Origin of the sequence: Emticicia sp. 21SJ11W-3 (assembly GCF_024138715.1) — a bacterium.
GTDB classification, from domain to species: Bacteria; Bacteroidota; Bacteroidia; order Cytophagales; family Spirosomataceae; genus Emticicia; species Emticicia fluvialis.
On record NZ_CP092074.1, the window covers coordinates 2,356,147 to 2,376,528 of the forward strand.

The 20,382-nt window shown below is 41.2% G+C and carries 14 protein-coding genes; 4 read left to right on the forward strand and 10 right to left on the reverse strand.

Annotated elements, in window-relative coordinates; translation table 11 throughout:
- Window positions 1-72: 72 nt before the first annotated feature.
- The 3 genes from MB380_RS09950 to MB380_RS09960 are packed head-to-tail and all read left to right on the forward strand — an operon-like array spanning window position 73 to window position 2,704.
- The gene (locus MB380_RS09950) at window positions 73-1,035 is read left to right on the forward strand and encodes a VWA domain-containing protein (RefSeq protein ID WP_253535120.1); all 963 of its coding nucleotides are present in this window, start codon (window positions 73-75) and stop codon (window positions 1,033-1,035) included.
- A gap of 21 nt (window positions 1,036-1,056) precedes the next feature.
- Window positions 1,057-1,722, forward strand: coding sequence for a hypothetical protein (locus MB380_RS09955; RefSeq protein WP_253535122.1), 666 nt, complete (start codon window positions 1,057-1,059; stop codon window positions 1,720-1,722).
- A gap of 34 nt (window positions 1,723-1,756) precedes the next feature.
- Complete coding sequence (locus tag MB380_RS09960) at window positions 1,757-2,704, forward strand: phosphoribosylaminoimidazolesuccinocarboxamide synthase (protein ID WP_409014700.1); 948 nt, start codon at window positions 1,757-1,759, stop codon at window positions 2,702-2,704.
- 76 nt (window positions 2,705-2,780) lie between these two features.
- Here MB380_RS09960 and MB380_RS09965 read toward each other — a convergent pair whose 3' ends face one another.
- On the reverse strand, window positions 2,781-4,286 hold the full coding sequence (locus tag MB380_RS09965; protein WP_253535124.1) for a glutamate synthase subunit beta: 1,506 nt from the start codon (window positions 4,284-4,286) through the stop codon (window positions 2,781-2,783).
- A 99-nt stretch (window positions 4,287-4,385) separates the two neighbouring features.
- Entirely contained in the window at window positions 4,386-8,930 is a 4,545-nt protein-coding gene (gene gltB / locus MB380_RS09970) for a glutamate synthase large subunit (protein ID WP_409014701.1), read from the reverse strand.
- Window positions 8,931-9,704: 774 nt separating this feature from the next.
- Here gltB and MB380_RS09975 point away from each other — a divergent pair.
- Complete coding sequence (locus MB380_RS09975) at window positions 9,705-10,319, forward strand: glycosyl hydrolase 108 family protein (protein WP_253535127.1); 615 nt, start codon at window positions 9,705-9,707, stop codon at window positions 10,317-10,319.
- Window positions 10,320-10,464: 145 nt separating this feature from the next.
- Here MB380_RS09975 and MB380_RS09980 read toward each other — a convergent pair whose 3' ends face one another.
- The 8 genes from MB380_RS09980 to MB380_RS10015 all read right to left on the reverse strand — a co-directional run bounded on the left by MB380_RS09980 (window position 10,465) and on the right by MB380_RS10015 (window position 20,295).
- A complete protein-coding gene (locus MB380_RS09980) occupies window positions 10,465-10,860 on the reverse strand; it encodes a response regulator (RefSeq protein WP_253535129.1) in 396 nt (131 codons plus the stop codon).
- A gap of 60 nt (window positions 10,861-10,920) precedes the next feature.
- The gene (locus MB380_RS09985) at window positions 10,921-12,786 is read right to left on the reverse strand and encodes a sensor histidine kinase (RefSeq protein WP_253535131.1); all 1,866 of its coding nucleotides are present in this window, start codon (window positions 12,784-12,786) and stop codon (window positions 10,921-10,923) included.
- A gap of 671 nt (window positions 12,787-13,457) precedes the next feature.
- Window positions 13,458-14,717, reverse strand: coding sequence for a sulfate adenylyltransferase subunit 1 (locus tag MB380_RS09990; protein ID WP_101727141.1), 1,260 nt, complete (start codon window positions 14,715-14,717; stop codon window positions 13,458-13,460).
- A 95-nt stretch (window positions 14,718-14,812) separates the two neighbouring features.
- On the reverse strand, window positions 14,813-15,757 hold the full coding sequence (cysD, locus tag MB380_RS09995) for a sulfate adenylyltransferase subunit CysD (protein WP_253535133.1): 945 nt from the start codon (window positions 15,755-15,757) through the stop codon (window positions 14,813-14,815).
- Window positions 15,758-15,788: 31 nt separating this feature from the next.
- Window positions 15,789-16,490: a phosphoadenylyl-sulfate reductase gene (locus tag MB380_RS10000; protein WP_253535135.1), complete on the reverse strand. Its 702-nt coding sequence runs from the start codon at window positions 16,488-16,490 to the stop codon at window positions 15,789-15,791.
- A gap of 12 nt (window positions 16,491-16,502) precedes the next feature.
- The gene (locus tag MB380_RS10005; RefSeq protein WP_253535137.1) at window positions 16,503-17,384 is read right to left on the reverse strand and encodes a sulfite exporter TauE/SafE family protein; all 882 of its coding nucleotides are present in this window, start codon (window positions 17,382-17,384) and stop codon (window positions 16,503-16,505) included.
- 5 nt (window positions 17,385-17,389) lie between these two features.
- Window positions 17,390-18,208, reverse strand: coding sequence for a uroporphyrinogen-III C-methyltransferase (gene cobA, locus MB380_RS10010; RefSeq protein ID WP_253535139.1), 819 nt, complete (start codon window positions 18,206-18,208; stop codon window positions 17,390-17,392).
- Window positions 18,205-20,295, reverse strand: coding sequence for a HEPN domain-containing protein (locus tag MB380_RS10015; protein ID WP_253535141.1), 2,091 nt, complete (start codon window positions 20,293-20,295; stop codon window positions 18,205-18,207). Before MB380_RS10015 ends, cobA begins: the two co-directional genes overlap by 4 nt.
- Between the last annotated feature and the right edge of the window lie 87 nt (window positions 20,296-20,382).

Below are 20,382 nucleotides of genomic sequence, written 5' to 3' on the forward strand. Positions count from 1 at the left end.
TTTTTTTGGCAATTTTGTGTAAAACAAGCCGTTTATTATATCATTTTAGATAGCCGGATTACATAACTCAGTATGAATTGGATAAAACCACTCACCATTGTTGAATACGTTTTTATTGGCATATTCTTGTTGGTATATGTGGTCTACTTTATTAGGAGTTATATTATTGCAACCCGGCTGGGTACATCGGCAAGGTCGGTGGCTATCAAGTTTTTTATCAGAACAGCCTACCTAAGCCTTTGTATACTGGGTTTGCTTGGCCCTAGTTTTGGTGTAAGCGAAATAGAAACACAGGCAGCCGGTAAAGATGTGTATTTTGCTTTTGATGTTTCGCGCTCGATGGACGCGGTGGATATTGAACCTACCCGCCTTGAAAAAGTGAAATTTGAACTTGTGAAAAACCTGGCGGCCCTTAAATCAGACAGGGTAGGGATAGTAGTTTTTTCATCAGATGCATACGTTCAGGTACCTCTTACTTTTGATAAAGATTTACTTAAGCTATATATTCAAAAACTCAATAGCGACTTGTTTACTGACTCCGGCACTGACCTGAATTCTGCCTTTAAACTGATTCAGACCAAGTACCATTCTGTAAGTGCACCTGCCAGAAAAGCAAAGGTTGTTATACTGATAAGTGATGGTGAAGATTTTGGTGAGCTTGACCCCTCTGTGATACAGGATTTAAAAAGAAACAGGGTCAGTTTCCTTGCACTGGGTGTTGGTACGCCGCAAGGTGGAAAAATAAAAATGGGCTACGACTATAAAAAAGATAAAGAAGGAAACGTTGTGGTGTCAAAATTAAATGCCGACTACCTGAAAAGGCTGGCAAGAGCATTTGGGGGAAAGTATTTTCAGTTATCGAACCGGGTAAACGATGTGCCTGCTTTATTAAAGGAGGTGTCGCAGTTAAACAATAACTGGGTAGATACCCGGAAAATGACCGTGGCTAATAATAAGTACTTTTATTTCGTTTTTCTGGCACTGGTTTTAATGATAATTGATATTCTGGTTACAATAAGAACTATAAAGCTTTAAGGCCGAATACAAATAAACTCAATGAACACCTGGTTTTTTTACATATTGTTATTGTTTCTGAATATTCGTTCGTTAACGAATGTCTCTGAACGGAACAGGTTAAAAATTGAGGCAGGTACAGCCTTTAATAAAAAGAACTATGCAGTAGCCCGTGAAAAGTACCAGAATCTGGCTAATATTTCGTTTAATCTGGAGCCTGAAGCCCGACTGAATATGGCGCACGCCTATTTTTATACGCAAGATACAGCCCGCGCCTTACTTGAATATAAACGGCTTTTGAGGGTAAGCGATGAGATGATTTTCACGGGGGCCATTATTCAGATTGGCGTTATAAACGCTATGCAGAAAGATAGCGCAACTGCCCTACAGTTGTTCAAAGAGGCGCTCAAAAAGAATCCTGATAACCAGATTGCCCGCTATAATTATGAACTGATGAAGAAGCGAATGCCTGATAACAATCAGCCTCCGCCTCCACCTCCACCACAAGCTTTGGAGAATCAGCCTGAGTCAGCAGAAACAAAGCAATCTGATGTAAAAAAAGATGAGTTGCAGTCTACCATGCCCGAAAAAATGAGTCGCGAAAAAGCATTGCAGATATTAGAGGCCATGAAAACCAACGAGTTACAATATGCCCCCTCAAGGCAGACCAATAAAAAGAAAGACAGCAAAAACGAAAAAGACTGGTAGCGCCAGGCAGCAATATAAATTTAATGATTTTAGTATGACAAACATTTCTGTAGTAAAAGAAACAAATTTTAAGTTTGAAGGCCAGACAGGATTTTATAGAGGCAAAGTTCGTGACGTATATGATTTTGATGATAAAGTGGCTATGATAGCCTCCGATCGTATCTCTGCCTTTGATGTAATTCTTCCCAGGCCAATTCCGTCAAAGGGTCAGGTGCTGAACCAGATTGCCTCAAAATTTCTTTTTGCAACCAAAGATATTGTTCCTAACTGGCTGGTAGCAATACCAGACCCAAATGTATCAATAGGTATTAAATGCCAGACCTTCCCGGTAGAAATGGTAGTGCGGGGTTATCTGGTTGGGCATGGGTGGCGTACTTATAAAAGTGGGTTAAGAACGCTTTGCGGTGTAAGCCTGCCGGAAGGCATGGTGGAGAATCAGAAATTTCCTACACCCATCATAACTCCAACAACCAAAGCCCATGAGGGGCATGATGAAGATATTTCTCGCGAAGAAATCATCAGCCGTGGGCTGGTATCTGAAGAAAAATATACGCGACTTGAAAAATATGCACTGGCATTGTTTGAAAGAGGTACCCAAATGGCTGCTGAAAAGGGTTTGATACTGGCAGACACCAAATATGAGTTTGGTGAAAGAGATGGGGTGATTTATCTGATAGACGAAATTCATACGCCAGATTCATCCAGATACTTTTATGCCGATACATACGAAGAGAATCTGGCTAAGGGCTTGCCACAAAGACAGCTTTCGAAAGAGTTTGTGAGAGAGTGGTTGATAGCTAATGGATTTCAGGGAAAAGAAGGACAAACGGTGCCTGAAATGACAGATGAGAAAGTGGCAGAAATATCGCAACGCTATGTTGAACTTTACGAAAAAGTAACAGGGGAGACCTTTGAACCCGCAGCAATCGGCGACATTCTGAAAAGAATTGAAGATAATATCAATAATTATCTGAAAGGCTGATTTTTCTGATAAAATCCTCCTTAAACAAAATGAGCCACACCTTACGTGCGGCTCATTTTTATTTATAAAGCAAAAATCAAATCCCAATATAAGCCGGCGAAATCATGGAAACTGATTTGGCTTCAAGTAATGACTCTCCCATCAGATATTCGTCAACTTTTCTGGCACACTCACGTCCTTCCGAGATAGCCCAAACTACCAGCGATTGTCCGCGACGCATATCGCCAGCTGCAAACACTTTAGCATTATTCGTCTGATATTCGAGCGCTTTCACGTTTTTGCGTTCGTCTACTTCTATTTCCAGTTGTTCAAGCAAATCCTGTTGCGGATTAAGAAACCCGGCAGCAATCAGTGCCAATTCGCAAGGAATTTCACGTTCATTCATTTCTACTCTCTGGCCATTAAATATAGCAGATTCAGAAATAACCACGCCTTTCAGATTGCCGTTTTCGTCGCCCACATATTCTTTTACGTTAATGCTGAACAAACGCTCACAACCTTCTTCGTGCGATGTTGACGTCCGTTTGGTCAAAGGCCAGTTTGGCCACGGTGTAGTTTCTGCTCTGAATTTATAGTAAGGCTGTTTCTTATCGTCCAAACTCGGTTCAGGCATAACCTCTACTTGGGTAATGCTCTTTGCTCCGTGGCGGTTAGATGTACCCACACAGTCAGAACCCGTATCACCACCACCAATAACCAATACATTTTTGCCTGTTGCAAAAATTTCGCCGCTTGCGTAGGCCTCACCTCTGTGGTCGGCTACACGCTCAATACCTGCTACTCTTTTATTTTGCTGGCTCAGAAACTCCATAGCCGGGTAAATACCTTTCAGTTCTTTGCCTTTAATATCAATCATTCTTGGCACGGTAGAACCACCAGCCAGTACTATGGCGTCAAAATCGCGTAATAAATCATTGGCTTTTACATTTGCACCTACGTTGGCGTTGGTTTTAAATACAACCCCTTCTGCTTCCATTACTGCCACTCTGCGTTTTACTACCGATTTATCTAGCTTAAAATCCGGGATACCATATCTTAACAAGCCACCCACTTCATCGGCTCTTTCAAAAACTGTTACCCAGTGGCCAGCTTTATTTAGTTGGGCAGCTGCCGCAAGACCCGCAGGGCCTGAGCCGATAACCGCCACTTTTTTGCCTGTTCTTTTACTTGGAATGTTAGGCTGTACCCATCCGTTTTCATAGGCTTTTTCAATAATTGATTTCTCAATGTACTCAATGGCCACAGGTGGTTTGTTAATGCCCAATACACAAGATGCCTCACACGGGGCAGGGCAGATACGACCGGTAAACTCAGGGAAATTGTTGGTAGAACTCAGAATCTGGTAGGCATACTCCCAGTTTTGTTCATAAACGGCATCGTTAAACTCAGGGATGATGTTTCCCAGAGGGCAACCATTATGGCAAAACGGAACACCGCAGTCCATACAGCGGGCCGCCTGTTGTAGTGTTTGTTGGGTATCATAATTGGTTTCTACCTCATTATAATCTTTTTTTCTTTCCAGAACATCTCTTTTGAGGGATGGCTGGCGTTCGAACTCCAAAAAACCGGTTGGTTTTCCCATTTCTTTATTATGATTTTGTGTATGTCTAAAGGTTAAATATTGCCTCTGAAAGATAAAACCACTGATTTGCAAGAGTTTCATCTTTCAGAGACGGCGGTGTTATGCCAGAACGTTTTCGGTTTCTGCTTTTTTCTTTCTTTCAAGCAAAACGCGTTTGTAATCGGTAGGTATTACTTTTACAAAGCTATTAAGTGCCTCACTGAAATTATCCAGAATTGATTTTGCTATGCTACTGTTCGTAACAGCCAGGTGTTTTTCAATAAAGGCTTTCAGCATTTCGGCGTCTTCCGCATCCGGTTTTTCAAGACCTACCATTTCTTTATTACATTTCGACTCAAAGTCTCCATCGGTATCATAAATGTAAGCCATACCACCACTCATACCTGCAGCAAAGTTACGACCAGTTTTGCCTAATATGATAGCCAATCCGCCTGTCATATATTCGCAGCCGTGGTCACCCACACCCTCAACCACTACTTTGGCGCCTGAGTTTCTTACGCAGAATCGTTCTCCCGCCATACCTCTGATGTAGGCCTCGCCAGATGTAGCGCCATAAAACGCCACGTTACCAATAATCATGTTTTCTTCTGCGGCAAAGGTGGCTTTTCTATCAGGGTACACAATCAGTTCGGCACCACATAAACCTTTACCGAAATAGTCGTTTGAATCACCTTCCAGCTCCAATTTCAAACCTTTGGTTGAGAACGCCCCGAAAGACTGCCCTGATGTACCACGGTATTTATAATGAATAGTGCCATAAGGTAAACCGTCGCCTTTAAATACTTTTGAAACCTCGTTTGAAAGCATCGCTCCGATACTACGGTTCAGGTTGTTAACGGTATATTTGGCAGTTACTTCCTGTTTGCTTTCTAATGCAGGCTTGGCATCTTTTATCATCTGCCAGTCAAGCACGTGGTCAATGCCATGGTCTTGTTCTTCTTGTTTGTATTGAGCTACATCAAGCGCAGTTGGTTCTTTAAAAAGAATACCGCTTAAATCAATTTTCTTGTATTTCCAATGCGACAGGTCGTCACGTTTTTCAAGTAACTGAACCTGACCAACCATTTCGTTTACAGTACGGAAGCCCAATTCGGCCATTATTTCACGCATTTCGCGTGCAAGATAAGTAAACATATTTACCACGTGTTCAGGTTTTCCGCTAAACATGGCGCGTAATTCCTTATTCTGAGTGGCAACACCAACAGGGCAGGTATTCAGGTGGCATTTACGCATCATAATACAACCAACCGAAACAAGCGCCGCAGTGGCTACACCAAATTCTTCTGCACCCAACAGAGCCGCAATAACTAAGTCTCTACCTGTGCGGATCTGTCCGTCAGCCTGCACTACCACTCTGCCACGCAATTTATTTTTAACCAGTGTCTGATGGGTTTCAGCCAAACCAAGTTCCCAGGGCAACCCTGCATGGCGGATAGATGAAAGCGGAGAGGCTCCGGTTCCACCGTCATGGCCAGCAATAAGTATTACGTCTGAGTGGGCTTTGGCAACACCTGTTGCTACAGTTCCCACACCTGCTTCCGAAACCAGTTTTACTGAAATACGGGCATCGCGGTTTGAATTTTTGAGGTCATATATCAGCTGTGCCAAATCCTCAATTGAATAAATATCATGGTGAGGCGGAGGAGATATCAAACCTACACCCGGCGTACTGTGGCGAACACGGCCAATCCAATCGTCTACTTTATGGCCGGGTAACTGTCCGCCTTCTCCGGGCTTGGCACCCTGTGCCATTTTTATTTGTAATTCTTTGGCGTTGGTTAGATAATAACTGGTTACACCAAATCTGCCAGACGCCACCTGCTTAATGCTTGAGCTCAGATTATCACCATTGGCATCAGGCTGATAACGGATTTCATCCTCACCACCTTCGCCAGAGTTAGAGCGGCCACCGATGCGGTTCATGGCAATAGCAAGCGTTGTATGGGCTTCCCATGATATTGAACCGAACGACATAGCTCCGGTAGCAAAGCGTTTAAAGATGTTTTCAACCGGCTCTACTTCTTCAATAGGAATAGGATTTCCTTTTCTGAAACGCAACAGGCCTCTGATTGTTAAAGCATCTTTGCTTTGGTCGTTAATCAGTTTCGAGTATTGTTTGAAAATCTGATAGCCTTTTTCTAAATCCTTTTCACCGACTCTGCCGGATTGCTGCAATAGGTGGATACTTTGAGGATTGAACATGTGGCGCTCGCCGCGTTGTTTCCACTGGTAAACCCCACCAACTTCTAATCTTTGTACCGATACCTGTGGTACGTCCGGATACGCCACTTTATGGCGTACAATGGCTTCTTTGGCTATATCTGCAATACCCATACCGCCAATGCGGGAGATGGTACCTGTAAAGTACTTGTCAATTACCGGTTTGTTTAGCCCAATACACTCAAAAATCTGCGCGCCCTGGTATGATTGAAGTGTTGAGATGCCCATTTTTGAGAATATCTTCAGCAACTCTTTATTAACCGCCTTGATATAATTTTTGTAAAGAACGTAATCCTGATTTTCGCCCTCAATTAAACCTTTTTTGTTCATCCAGGAGATGGTCTCAAAAGCCATGTAAGGACAAATAGCCGAGCAGCCATAGCCTATCAATGTAGCAAAGTGGTGGGTTTCCCAGATATCGCCTGCTTCAACTACAATGCCTGCTTTGCCTCTGATTCCTTTCTTAATTAAGTGGTGATGAACCGCCGCCGTAGCCAACAAAGACGGAATAGGGGCGTGGTCTGAATCAATGGCCCTGTCTGACAGAATCAGAATCTCGAAACCGTCTTCAATGGCATCTTCTGCATAACGGCAGATTCTGTCAAGGGCAAATTCTAATGCTTTACCGTAATCAGGTACTTTGGCATTAAAATAAGTGTTGATGGTTTTAGCCTGAAAACCTTTGTAATCTACAAAGCGTAGTTTGTCAAATTCTTCAACAGTTAATACAGGTTGTTCCAGTTCCACCATTCGGCAATGAAGCGGTGATTCTGCCAGAATGTTTTCGTTTGAACCCACAAACGAAATCAAAGACATGATGGCTCTTTCTCTGATAGAGTCAATAGGCGGGTTGGTAACCTGCGCAAATAATTGCTTGAAGTAATACGATAAATGCTGGCTTTGGTCTGAAAGTATGGCCAGAGGGGTATCAACACCCATTGAGCCGATAGCTTCCTGCCCGGTTTGTGACATAGGAGCCAGTATCATTCTTAAATCTTCTGATGTAAAACCAAAAGTGATTTGTCTTTTCAGAAGCACATCTTCGCTGTAGTTCTGATAAGGGCGAATCGACTTTGGCAGCACAGAAGTTTTGATTTTGTATTCATCAAGCCATTCCTGATAGGGTTGTCGCGAACAAATATCTGCTTTAACTTCTTCATCCGGTATGATTCTTCCCTGCTCCATGTCAACAATAAACATTTTGCCCGGTTGAAGACGGCCTTTCGAAATTACTTTCTCCTGGTCAATATCTAATACCCCTGCTTCTGAGGCCATTATAACGGTGTCGTCATCTAAAACCCAGTAGCGCGATGGGCGCAATCCGTTTCTGTCAAGCGTTGCACCAACCATTTTGCCGTCTGTAAACGAAATGGAAGCCGGGCCATCCCAGGGTTCCATAATGGCTGCGTGGTATTCATAGAAAGCCTTTCTAACGGGGTCCATCTGCTCGTTGCCGTCCCATGCTTCGGGTATCAGCATCATCATTACATGCGGAAGCGAGCGGCCCGATAGGTACAGCAATTCAATTACGTTATCTAGTTGTGCTGAATCTGAGTTGCCTGCATCACAAATAGGAAGAATCATATCCATTTCTTCCTTAGTGAAATACTCAGACAAGAACGATTTCTCTCCGGCTCTAATCCAGTTTACGTTACCTTTTACGGTGTTAATCTCACCGTTGTGGGCAATAAAACGGAAAGGCTGTGCCAGTTTCCAAGACGGGAATGTGTTGGTTGAGAACCGCGAGTGAATAACCGCAAAGGCAGAAGTAACTGATTTATTAGATAAATCAGGGAAGTAGTATTTCAACTGCTCGGTAGTTAACTGCCCCTTGTAAGAGATAGTACGGCACGAGAGTGATGAAAAATAAAAATGCTCTTTAGCGCCGGCAACCGACTCACGGATGATACGAGAGGCGTATTGACGCAAAATATATAGTTTTCTTTCAAAATCTATTTCTTCTGTAATATCTGACGGACGTTTGATAAACACCTGCTCCACATGCGGCTCAACTGAACCCGAGCCGTCGCCAAGGCAATCGCCCTTGGTAGGTACAACTCTGTAACCCAATAATTCAAGCCCGATTCTCTCAATCTTTCGGTTAAGTATTTCTCTGCATTCCTCTCTCTCTGTTTCATTCATAGGAAAGAAAATCATTCCTACACCATACTCACCACTTGAAGGCAACTGGAAATTAAGTTTGTTACACTCATCCAGTAAAAATTCATGCGGTATTTGTAATAAAATACCGGCACCGTCACCCGTGTTTGGGTCACAACCGCACGCACCACGGTGGTCCATGCGCTCAAGCATTTTTATGGCATCGGCAACAATTCCGTGAGACCTGCGGCCTTTCAGATGTGCTCTGAAGCCAATACCACAGGCATCATGCTCGAATTCCGAACGATATAGACCTTGTTCCATTGTTTGCTCTGATTCAGTCATCGTGCGATAAAATTTATAGGGTTTTAAATTGTACTCTGGTTATATATTTTGTAATTTAATCGTGAAGCATTAAGCCCAATAATCTTCTGAATTGTTATATATATATAGTATATACAGCAATTGAATTGCAATATAATACTAAAATTATTTGGCATAACAACTTTGAAACCAAATTTTATTTATCCAATATAAAATACTTGTTTTTGCAATAGTTGTTATGAGAATAATGCAAAAACAATTATTTTTAAAGCTCTGATTTTTGAATAAAATTGGCAATTTTTAGCGAATATTCGCTACTAAACTCGGCTTTTTGCGAAGATTTCAAACTATTGTTAGCTAATTTACAAAAAGTTAATTTTTCTGCCAAATTTTCTTCATTTTTCTTAATTCCACTATCCGGCTGGTTGTTTTCAGTACTTTTTGTATATACGTAAAAATTGGTCTGTGTTTTTCCTTATCTGCCATGGGTTAGGGCAGGCCAGGTGTATTTTTTTTAACAATTTGTGGCGTGTCTGGCTGGCACAAACAGTTAAAATTACTGTAATTGAATTATTCTATGTAAAACGTCTGTTTATGGGCCTATTCATTGACTTATTCTAATATTTGTAAAGGAGCTATTTTTTGCAAAATAGTTGCAAAAACGTTTGTTATATGGAACTAAAACCGGGCTTGAAAATCACTAAAATCAATAATTGCTTGATAGTCAGGATATTAATGTTTACCTTTGTGCCGTCAACAAATTTGATATCCCGAATGAAGCAAATTAAATTAATGCTGCTGACTGGTTTTATGGTCAGCATGACAATTATTACTTCAGAAGCTGCGTCCTTTGAAAAGTACTTCCAGAAACTTATCAGATTTGAAGGAAAAGGTTATGGAATTAACAAAAGAGTATGGGGAAAAAAGACGTTTACAAAGGCAGAAGCCTTTAAAATTCACAGAAAACATTACTGGAATAAGTACCACGGAAATTTATTTAAGAGCCAGGAAGTTGCCGAAATACTTATAGACCAGATTATTACCGCCGGAGAAGGTGTAAACAGAGTGAATATTAGAGCCTTTGAGGCAATTATCGGCGCTCCGCAAGACGGTAGATTGTCAATTGAAGATGTAGAACTGGCTAATTCGTTTTTTCAGTGCGAGTACATTGTGAATCCCTACATGAATTACCGCCTACATTATTATGGCTCAAGAAAAAATGCCAGCAGATACCCCGGCTGGACAAAAAGAGCAAAGGCTTTTGGAATTTTGGATGAGGAGAAGAACATGCTGGCAGATTTCCTGATTCTTCCGGATATTCTGATGGCTAAAGATCCAGAGGTAAGTCTGGATGATAAGACCGATAAACTGGCTTCTAAGTTGAATTGATAAAAAAAATCCTTTAATGTTAATATTAAAGGATTTTTTTTTGCGTTTAAAACAAAGGCCTCCGGCAGGTCAAACAAAGCCAGCAAGCGTTTATATTCTATATATTTAATTAGTGTCTTTGCTCAGTTAAAGAAAACGAAAGATTTTAAGCAGTATAATCGGTCACCAATTGTTCAATCTGTTTTTTTCCGATAGGTTTAACAAGAAAATCTGAAACAACGGTGTAATTAGCGGCTTTTTCGTGGTCTTGTGTATCGATAGACGAACTTACAATATATAGTGTTATTTTCTTATTAAGATCTAATCTTTCAAATTCATCTAAAAACTGCCAGCCGTCCATTACCGGCATGTTCAGGTCCAGAAGGATAATATCCGGTAATAATTCTCTCTCTGTTAAAGCTTTAGTTAGTTGATTAAAAGCCTCTTTACCATTCTGAAAAATCTCAATGTTTTCAAATACGTTGATGGATGCCAACATTCGCTTCAGAACATACGTAAGTATTTTGTCGTCATCTATTATCCAGACATTGTTTATTTTCATATCAGATTTTGCTTGCATCAAAACGGTTAATAATAATTTTGTCTATATAATTTACAGACATTAGCCAGACGCTGAAGCCAGGTTGTGTGGGTGCAGGATACAAACTTTAAAGGTGCTTCCTATATCAACGGTACTTTCAACTTCTATTTTGCCACCAAGTGCTTCAACCTGGTTTTTGGTAATAAACAGTCCTAAACCTCTGGCATCTTTATTCTGGTGGAAAGTCTTATACATGCCAAAGAGTTTTTGCCCATGTTTATTTAAATCAATTCCCATGCCATTATCTGCAATTTCGAGAATAATAAATTTTAAATTTTCTCTGACACTGATATGAATGACCGGAACGCGGTCTGGATGCTGATATTTAATGGCATTGGTTATGAGGTTAATGAGCACACTTTCAATGTATTCGGCACTGTAAGAAATTTCAAAATTAGGAGGTACAAGATTATAAACAATAGCCAGCGACTCTGATATCAGGCCTTTCAGATTTGTTAGCACTTTTTCTACTTCGTTGTACAGGTTTATTTTTTTTATCTGCAGGTTAAGGTTGGTCTGTATCTGTAATACTTCGTTCAGGTAATGAACGGTTTCTTGCAGGTTATTGGCAATGGTAATCAGAAAATCAATTAATTCTCGTTTTTTGTTTTCATCCGGCTCGTCAGGCAACAAGTTGAGCAGCATCTGAAAATTACCGATATGTGACCTGAGATTATGTGAGGTAATATGCGTAAAGTTAAGCAGTCTTTTGTTTTGCTCGCTCACCAGGTCAAGGGTGTTTCTGAGCTCCTGTTCTTTGCTTTTGGTCTGTGTTATATCAGCGTGCGTACCCAGCATGAGCAAAGGCTGGTCTTTGCCCGACCACTCTACAATTTTCCCTCTGTCATTTATCCATACCCAACTACCATTTTTATGCCGCATGCGGTATTCGCATTCATAAAATTCAATTTCTCTGCTAAAACACTTCTCGATATTTTTATCCGGAATGTGTTTGTCGTCAGGATGCACCAGGCTACTCCAGGTACTTTTGCTGATAGGTTGCAATTCGTCTAAGGTATAGCCAACAATTTCGGCCCATCTGTTATTATAAATTACCGTATTGTCTTTGATATTCCATTCCCATGTACCAATATTTGCTCCCTCTATGGTTTGGTAAAGCCGCTGCTGTTCGCGCTGGAGTTCTTCTGACGCTTTTTTTTGCTCGGTTATGTCTGTTATCTGCGATATAAAATAAAGAGGGGTAAACTGGCTGCTCCAGATAATAGAAACCGATAATTCAGCCCACACAATATGCCCCCGTTTATGGATATACCGTTTTTCCATTCTGTAGCTTTCTATTTCTTTGTTAAGCACTTGCTTAAAATAAGAAAGGTCTTTGCTGAGGTCGTCAGGGTGAGTTATATTCTGAAAGGTTAGTTTTATTAACTCTTCTTCCGTGTAGCCTAATATTCTTGGTAGTTCTTTATTTACTTTAATGAAATACCCCATCGGCGACACCAATGCCATACCAATGGCAGCGGATTCAAAAACCTTTGAAAACTTTTCTTCTGTTAACTGAAGCGTAGAGTCCAGGTCTCTTTCATAAGAAATATCTTTCAATGTGCCATATACTAACACACACTGGTCATTATTAAAGTCGGCGTAGCCGCTGGCTTCTACCCATTTTGTATTCCCCTTTGCGGTTAATATTTCAAATTGTTCAACATAAGGGTCTCCGGTTTGTATCAGGTTTCTGGTTAATTCACTTACTCGTTCTTTAATTGCGGTAGTTTTGAAAAAACCGATTGCCAGTTCAATCGTTGGTTCAAAATCATCATTTAACTCGTAGATATTTTTCACTACGTGATCCCAATCCAAAATGCCTGTCATTACATTATATTCCCACGTTCCGACCTTAGGTAGTATGTTTGCCCTATTGTACTTCATTAGTAATAATAACTGAAAATAATTTTCAATCAGATAATTAAGTTTGGAAGAATTTAATTGTTAAATAATTTGGGGCAATGCGCAAATAAATCTTTCAGAAGCATGGTTGTTCTAAAAATGTTCAATTCTGTTCGCGAACGCAATATAAATGTATTAACATTTATCTCAAAAAAATGGAATTACATTTATGAAATGTAGTTTAAATGATGCCGTTCTTAAAAACTTTACAATTTAGCAAATATGGCATCTTTATGCCTTATTAGTATTCATCTTTTTTTATTCTTACTCTGATTAACCAGCAGCAATGCCTGCTTGAACTTCAGGCATTTGCCTGGAAATGCGGTTGTTCTGATTTATTCAAAAGCGTCATTACAATTATACTTATTACTTACCGACAAGAGCCTGTAAATAATGCCGTTTTGGGCAAAACTAACCTAGGTTTTACCATGTTTCAAATATCAGACTGATTTTCTTCATTGTTACGGCAGGCATTTAACATTAATGACCTAAACGCTGCCGAAGCGAAAACAAGCTAATTTGAAGTTAAACTATGCCACAATTAAAGCAGAATTCTTATAAAAAAAAAGACAGCAAAAATTGCTGTCAGTTTTTACCGAACCCTAAACTATTTCAAAGTCGCAAGTTTGGTTGATGAATATTTTGTAACTGTATTATTCTACAAAGCCTACACCTACTGTACTGTTAGTGATTTCGTCAATAAGAATAAATGCGCCATTGGTAGGGTTGTCTACGTATCTGTCTGCATATACAGGGCTGGCAGTTTTGATAGATACCCAACCGATTTCGTTTAGCTTAATACCGCCTTCATGCGATGGTTCGGTATTTAAAGTCATATTTTTTATATCAATCATTGAGTTGATACCCGTAATTTTTGCTTTCACACGGTTGATACCATGCTGTAGCAAATAGGCTTTACCAACTTTCAGGGCTTGCCCGTCAAGCCAGCAAATTCTGGCATCAATTTCTTTTTTAGCCTCCGGTTGCCCGCCTACTTTTACCAGCATGTTGCCCCGGCTGATATCTATGTCGTCTTCAAGTGTAATTACAACCGACTCACGGGCGTGGGCAATTTCCAACTTGTTGCCAAATTTCTCAATCGTTTTAATTTTGCTGATTTGGCCACTTGGTAGGGCTTCCACTAAATCGCCAACCAGAAAACTTCCGCTGGCTACTTTACCTGCATAGCCCCGGTAATCATGAAAAGCTTCGGTTTTAGGTCTTACCACCAGCTGAACCGGGAAACGCGCAGGCAAATGCGAAATAGGGTTTATCTGATTGTCGAGATTTTCGAGTGTTTCAAGCAAGGCGCTACCCTCATACCATGGCGTTTCGGTTGATTTTTTTACCAGATTCTCGCCAAATAACGATGAAATAGGTATAAATGTAACAACCTGGCCTTCAAAACTTACCTGCTCGGCTAGTTTTGAGAAATCACTTTTTATTTCTTCGAAACGTTCCTGGCTATAATTAACCAGGTCCATTTTATTAACAGCAACTATTATGTTTTTGATACGCAACATCGACGAGATATAAAAATGGCGCTTGGTTTGTTCAACCACGCCATTGCGGGCATCAATAAGAATAATAGAAACGGAGGTGTTTGAAGCCCCCGTAACCATGTTTCGTGTGTACTCAAAGTGCCCGGGTGTGTCTGCGATGATGTATTTGCGCTTAGGTGTACTAAAATAGATGTGAGCCACATCTATGGTAATGCCTTGTTCACGTTCGGCAATTAAGCCATCCGTTAAAAGAGATAAATCAAGGAAATCAAGACCTTTTCGTTTAGAAGCCGCTTCAAGCGCTTCAATTTTATCGCCGGTTATAGAGTTGGTTTCATAAAGCAAACGGCCGATAAGGGTACTTTTACCGTCATCTACCGAGCCTGCCGTTGCTATTCTTAGTATATCCATTGTAATGCTATTCTGAAAATTAAATCTTAAAGAATTAGAAGTGAACCCAGCAAACCGGAATTAATCACTCATTTACTCAATCACTAAATCGCTAATTAGAAGTAGCCTGCCTGTTTGCGCTTTTCCATAGCAGCTTCAGAGCGTTTGTCGTCAATACGTGCGCCCCGCTCAGAAATTTTGGCCGACAGAATCTCAGAAATCACATCGTCCAGATTATCAGCTTCAGAGGCAACTGCGGCTGTACAGGTCATGTCGCCCACAGTACGGAAACGCACCTTGGTTGTATAAGGTACTTCGTCGTCAGATTTATTAATGAAATCAGAATCAGCCCAGATGAGGCCATCTCGGTCAAATACCTTACGATCATGGGTAAAATAGATACTCGGAATCCGAAGTTTTTCTTCTTTTATGTAATTCCATACATCCAGTTCTGTCCAGTTAGAAATCGGAAACACACGAACGTTTTCACCCAGTTCAATTTTTCCGTTCAGCATATCAAACAATTCAGGTCTTTGCTTTTTGGCATCCCACTGGCCGAAATCATCGCGTACCGAGAAAATTCTTTCTTTGGCTCTGGCTTTTTCTTCGTCGCGGCGGGCACCTCCAATACAGGCATCAAATTTAAATTCTTCAATGGCATCAAGCAGGGTAACGGTTTGCGCTGCATTACGGCTGGCATATTTACCGGTTTCTTCTTTTACCTTGCCTTGTTTGATTGAATCCTCCACATAACGAACGTGTAATTCAAGACCCAGTTTATTCACGAGCCAGTCGCGGTATTCAATCGTTTCAGGGAAATTGTGGCCGGTATCTACATGAAGCAATTTAAAAGGTATTTTGCCAGGATAGAAAGCTTTTTCGGCCAGCCTTACTACTGTAATAGAGTCTTTACCGCCAGAGAAAAGGATGGCTGGTTTCTCGAACTGAGAGGCCACTTCTCTGAGAATATAAATTGCTTCGTCTTCCAGTTCACGTGGGAAAACCCCGTTGATACCTGAATTTGAATTAATGATTTCTGAATTGTTTAAAAAATTACTCATAATTCGTTGTTTATGCTCACCAAATGCAAATTTAAGAAACTTGGTGTAATCCACACTCTTTTTTAGATTCTTCCCACCACCAGCGGCCTGCTCTTGGGTGTTCGCCGGGCTCTATGGCGCGTGTGCAAGGCAAACAGCCAATGCTTACAAAACCTTTTTTATGTAATGGGTTGTCGGGAACCCGATTGACTGCGATATACTCCAGCACTTTTTCGTACGACCAATGAATGAGCGGATTAAACTTCCAGACATTGTTTCCGCCATCCCATTCCCAAATCTTCATGTCGTTCCGGTTTTCTGATTGTTCGGCTCTCAAACCAGTTATCCATACCTCTGCTCCGGCCAATGCTCTTTTTAAAGGCTCAATTTTTCTGATGGCACAACATTCTTTGCGGTTTTCAACCGACTCATAAAAGCTGTTAAAGCCCTTTTGCGTTACCAGTTGCTGTACTTTTTCAGTAGTTGGGAAATAGGTTTCAATAGACTGTTGATAGCGTGCACGTGTTCTGTCCATCAACTCGTAAGTTTCCTGAAACAGCCTGCCGGTATCTAAAGTAAATACTTTTATATTTAATGCACCACCTGCTACACTGTTCTTGAAAATGGCATGTGTGATTACCTGATCTTCCTGCCCGAATGATGTTGAAAACACAACTTTACTCGGAAACTGACCAGCTATAAAGTTGAGGCTCTCTTCTAAAGAAAATTGTTCTAATTTTTCTATGTCAACCATAATAAAATGCAATTAAAACCAGACTTTAATAATGTTATAAACGCTTAGACCCACCACTAATGTGCCTACAATGAGCATGATGGTTTTGGGCGGAAACAACTTTACAAGAAATGCACCTAGCGGAGCAGCCAGCACACCCCCCAGAATAAGACCTGCAATGGGTTGCCATGCCTGAATATCTATAAAAAGCATAAATATGCCTGTGCTGAAAAATGCTACAAAAAACTCGGCTGTATTAACAGTTCCAATGGTTTCTTTGGGGGCATTACCTTTGTTGATTAGGTTTGAAGTTACCAGGGGACCCCATCCGCCACCGCCTATTGAATCAAAAAAACCGCCAATTAAACCCAATAAACCCAGGTTTTTGTTGGTGGGGGTGGCTGGTCTTTTTTTGAATGCTTTTACTATAATTACCACACCCAAACCAACCAGATAAAGCGAAATGTATGGGCGAATGACTTTACCGTCTATAATCTCAGAAATAAGATAAGCTCCTATCATTGCGCCAATCACACCTGTGATAACGATTCTGAAAAAGAGTTTTTTATCAATGTTGCCAAAATATAAGTGCGACAGCCCGGAGACCCCGGTTGTAAAAACCTCTGCCGTATGCACACTGGCCGTAGCATAAGCAGGGGGCACGCCTACACCCAGTAGCATGGAAGTACAGGTGGCACCGTAGGCCATTCCAAGTGCGCCGTCAACCAGCTGCGCCAGAAAACCCACACCTACATAATATAAAAACAGATTGTCTATACCCCACTGGAATGAGTGAATACTGGCAAAAATACGATAAGCCAATACACCAATCAGTAAAACTTTTAAGGCAAGTATTGCCACAGCAATATATTTTAGTCGAACGTGCGCGCTAAGGGTATTGGCTATTCTTTCCATATACTTTACTTACTTGACTTGTTTAGTTTTGTTTTACCGGAGTACTGATGCCCTATGTAACATAAATGCTGAATGCTGTTTTGCTTAACCACGTTTCCGATTAAGATTACAGCGGGGCTGCCCAACTGATTTTTCTCTGCAATTTCAGGCAGATTTTTTACATCTCCAATTCCGATTTTTTGTTCGGCTGTGGCAGCGTTCTGTATAATTGCTACCGGAGTGTTGCCAAATCCTTCTTCTTCAAAAATACGGGCTATAGAAGCCAGTTTTTTCATGCCCATCAGAATAACTACTGTCGACTTTGAGTGCGCTGCTAAACGTACATCTGCAGACAAACTATGGTCTGCTTTGGTACCTGTAATAACCCAGAACCCGTCTGCAACACCTCTGGCAGTAAGCGGAATTTCATAAAAACCGCCTGACATGATGCTTGACACACCAGGTATGTAGGCGGTTTCTATTCCTCTTTCTTTGGCATAAGCAATTTCTTCATTTCCACGACCAAATATAAACGGGTCGCCGCCTTTCAGACGTACCACATGCCCTTTTTCAAAGGCTTTTTCGGCTATCATAAAATTGATGCTGTCCTGGCTTACGCTTTTTTCAAAACCGCGTTTGCCAACATAAATTCGTTCGCATTCAGGGTGGCAGTATTCCAACAGCTCTTCATCTATCAGGGCATCATAAAGCACTACATCGGCTTGTCGCAGCGTATTGATGGCTTTAATAGTAATCAGCTCAGGGTCGCCCATTCCTGCACCCACTACTGTGAGCTTCGGAACAGGGTTCAAAAAACCGGATGTTATATTTTGGGTAGAACTCATGCTTCAACAGTGGCATTTTTGTTGGTTTCTCTCCATGTAATGGCTTCTTTCAAAAAGTTTTCTGCTTCAGATATATAATCAATAGCAAAAACCTGGCTTGGCTCGTTCTGATTAATCTGCAAAACCTGCGCTTTAAAGTTACCACCGAAGTCGTCGGCAAAGTTTTTATCAAATTCGTTCATTACACCGTGTTGGGTGCTGCTGTTAATGTTTTTATCAAGCAACAGCGCTTTAGCTGTATTAATCTGCGACTGATAGGCGTAATAAATGGCATCAGCCCAGCGGCCTTCATCAAATGCAGTTCTTGCCCAGTCAATTTTCTCCTCCGACTCGTAAAACAAAGTTGCCACCAGGTCAATAATTACGCTGGCACATTCGCCCACACCAATTTCGGTCTGGAACAACTCATCACGACCCCAGTCAACAAAGTCGGTATCAATCAGGGTAATAAGGTCTGCCAGCGGTTTTAGCAGAGTATAAAAATATTTTTCACCCTGGCGGTCGTAGTAATCATTGAAATACTCGCCTTCCAGACCGTTGGTTTCGTAGTCATTCAATACAATTTTTAATACCTGCGGACCTCTTTTGCTTGGTATTTTTATTACCTTATCGGCAATACGGCCTTCGCCGTTTCCTTTGATGCCACCACCCAGTAACACCTGAACCGCGGGCAGTACTTTTCCTGCTGATTTCAGAGAGCTGCCATGGAAACCAATGTGTGCCATGCTATGCTGGCCACAGGCATTCATACAGCCTGATATTTTTATCTGCATGTTGGTTTCTTCAATCAGTTCGGGGAAATCCTCACGCAATACTTTTTCAAATTCAAGGGTAATTTTTGTACTGTCAGATATGGCCAGGTTACAGGTGTCAGTACCAGGGCAGGCAGTAATGTTAGCAATACTGTTAGCACCAGGCGCCGCCAGCTTATGGTCGCTTAAAACGCTGAAAATATAGGGTAAATCTTTAGCCAGTACAAAGCGCAGCAACAAACCCTGATTAACCGTTACGCGTACATCGTCTGCAATATAAGGTCTTAATTTTTCAATCAGGCTTCTTGAAACCACGCTTGAAATATCTCCCAATGGCACGCGGACAAAAACACCATAATAGCCTTCTTGTTTTTGGGCAAATACATTGGTTTTATACCAGTTTTGATAGGCTTCCGAATCGTTTGCAGGTAAATCCTGTTGTTGCGGGGTAGCATAGTTATACTGAAACTCAGGCTTTTGGGTATCAATAGGATACGTTTTTACCTTCAATGCTGTTTTTTCGCCTTCAACCAGATTCATAAATTCTTCAAAGCCAATTTTGGCTATCAGGAATTTCATACGGGCTTTGTGTCTTGAGTTTCTTTCGCCGTGTCTGTCAAATACCCTGATAACCGCCTCTGTAAACGGAATCAACTGATCTGCTTCCAGAAACTCATACGCCACATGTGCCAATTGTGGTTGTGCGCCTAATCCGCCACCCAACATTACTTTAAAACCTCTTTTATCATCCTTGATTTTAGGGATAAATCCGAGGTCGTGCATGAAGGTAAGGGCAGTATCGTCGTCAGTATTTGAGAAAGCCATTTTGAATTTACGACCCATCTCCTGGCAAACAGGATTGCGCAGGAAGTACTCAAACGCAGCATGCGTATAAGGCGTTACATCGAAAGGTTCTTTCGGGTCAATACCGGCAGTAGGAGAGGCCGTAATATTTCTTACGGTATTTCCACAGGCTTCACGAAGGGTGATGTTGTCCTGCTCCAGTTTTGCCCATAATTCCGGGGTCTTGTCAAGGCTCACAAAGTGAATCTGAACATCCTGGCGAGTGGTAAGGTGCAAGTTACCGGTTGAGTACTCGTCTGAAATATCTGCAATGCGCTTCCATTGGTTAAGTGTCATTTTGCCATAAGGCAATTTGATTCTTACCATCTGCACGCCCTGCTGGCGTTGTCCGTAAACACCGCGAGCCAGACGTAGACTACGAAATTTTTCTTCATGGATTTTACCTTCGCGGAAAAGTCTGATTTTACGCTCTAAATCAATGATATCTTTTTCAACTAATGGATTCTCTAGTTCTGTACGAAAACTTTGCATGACTTCCTTTTTTTAACTTTGCAAATATACATAAATCCTATAATTATTATAGACTATATGGGTGTAATTCTTGTAATTTTTTTATAA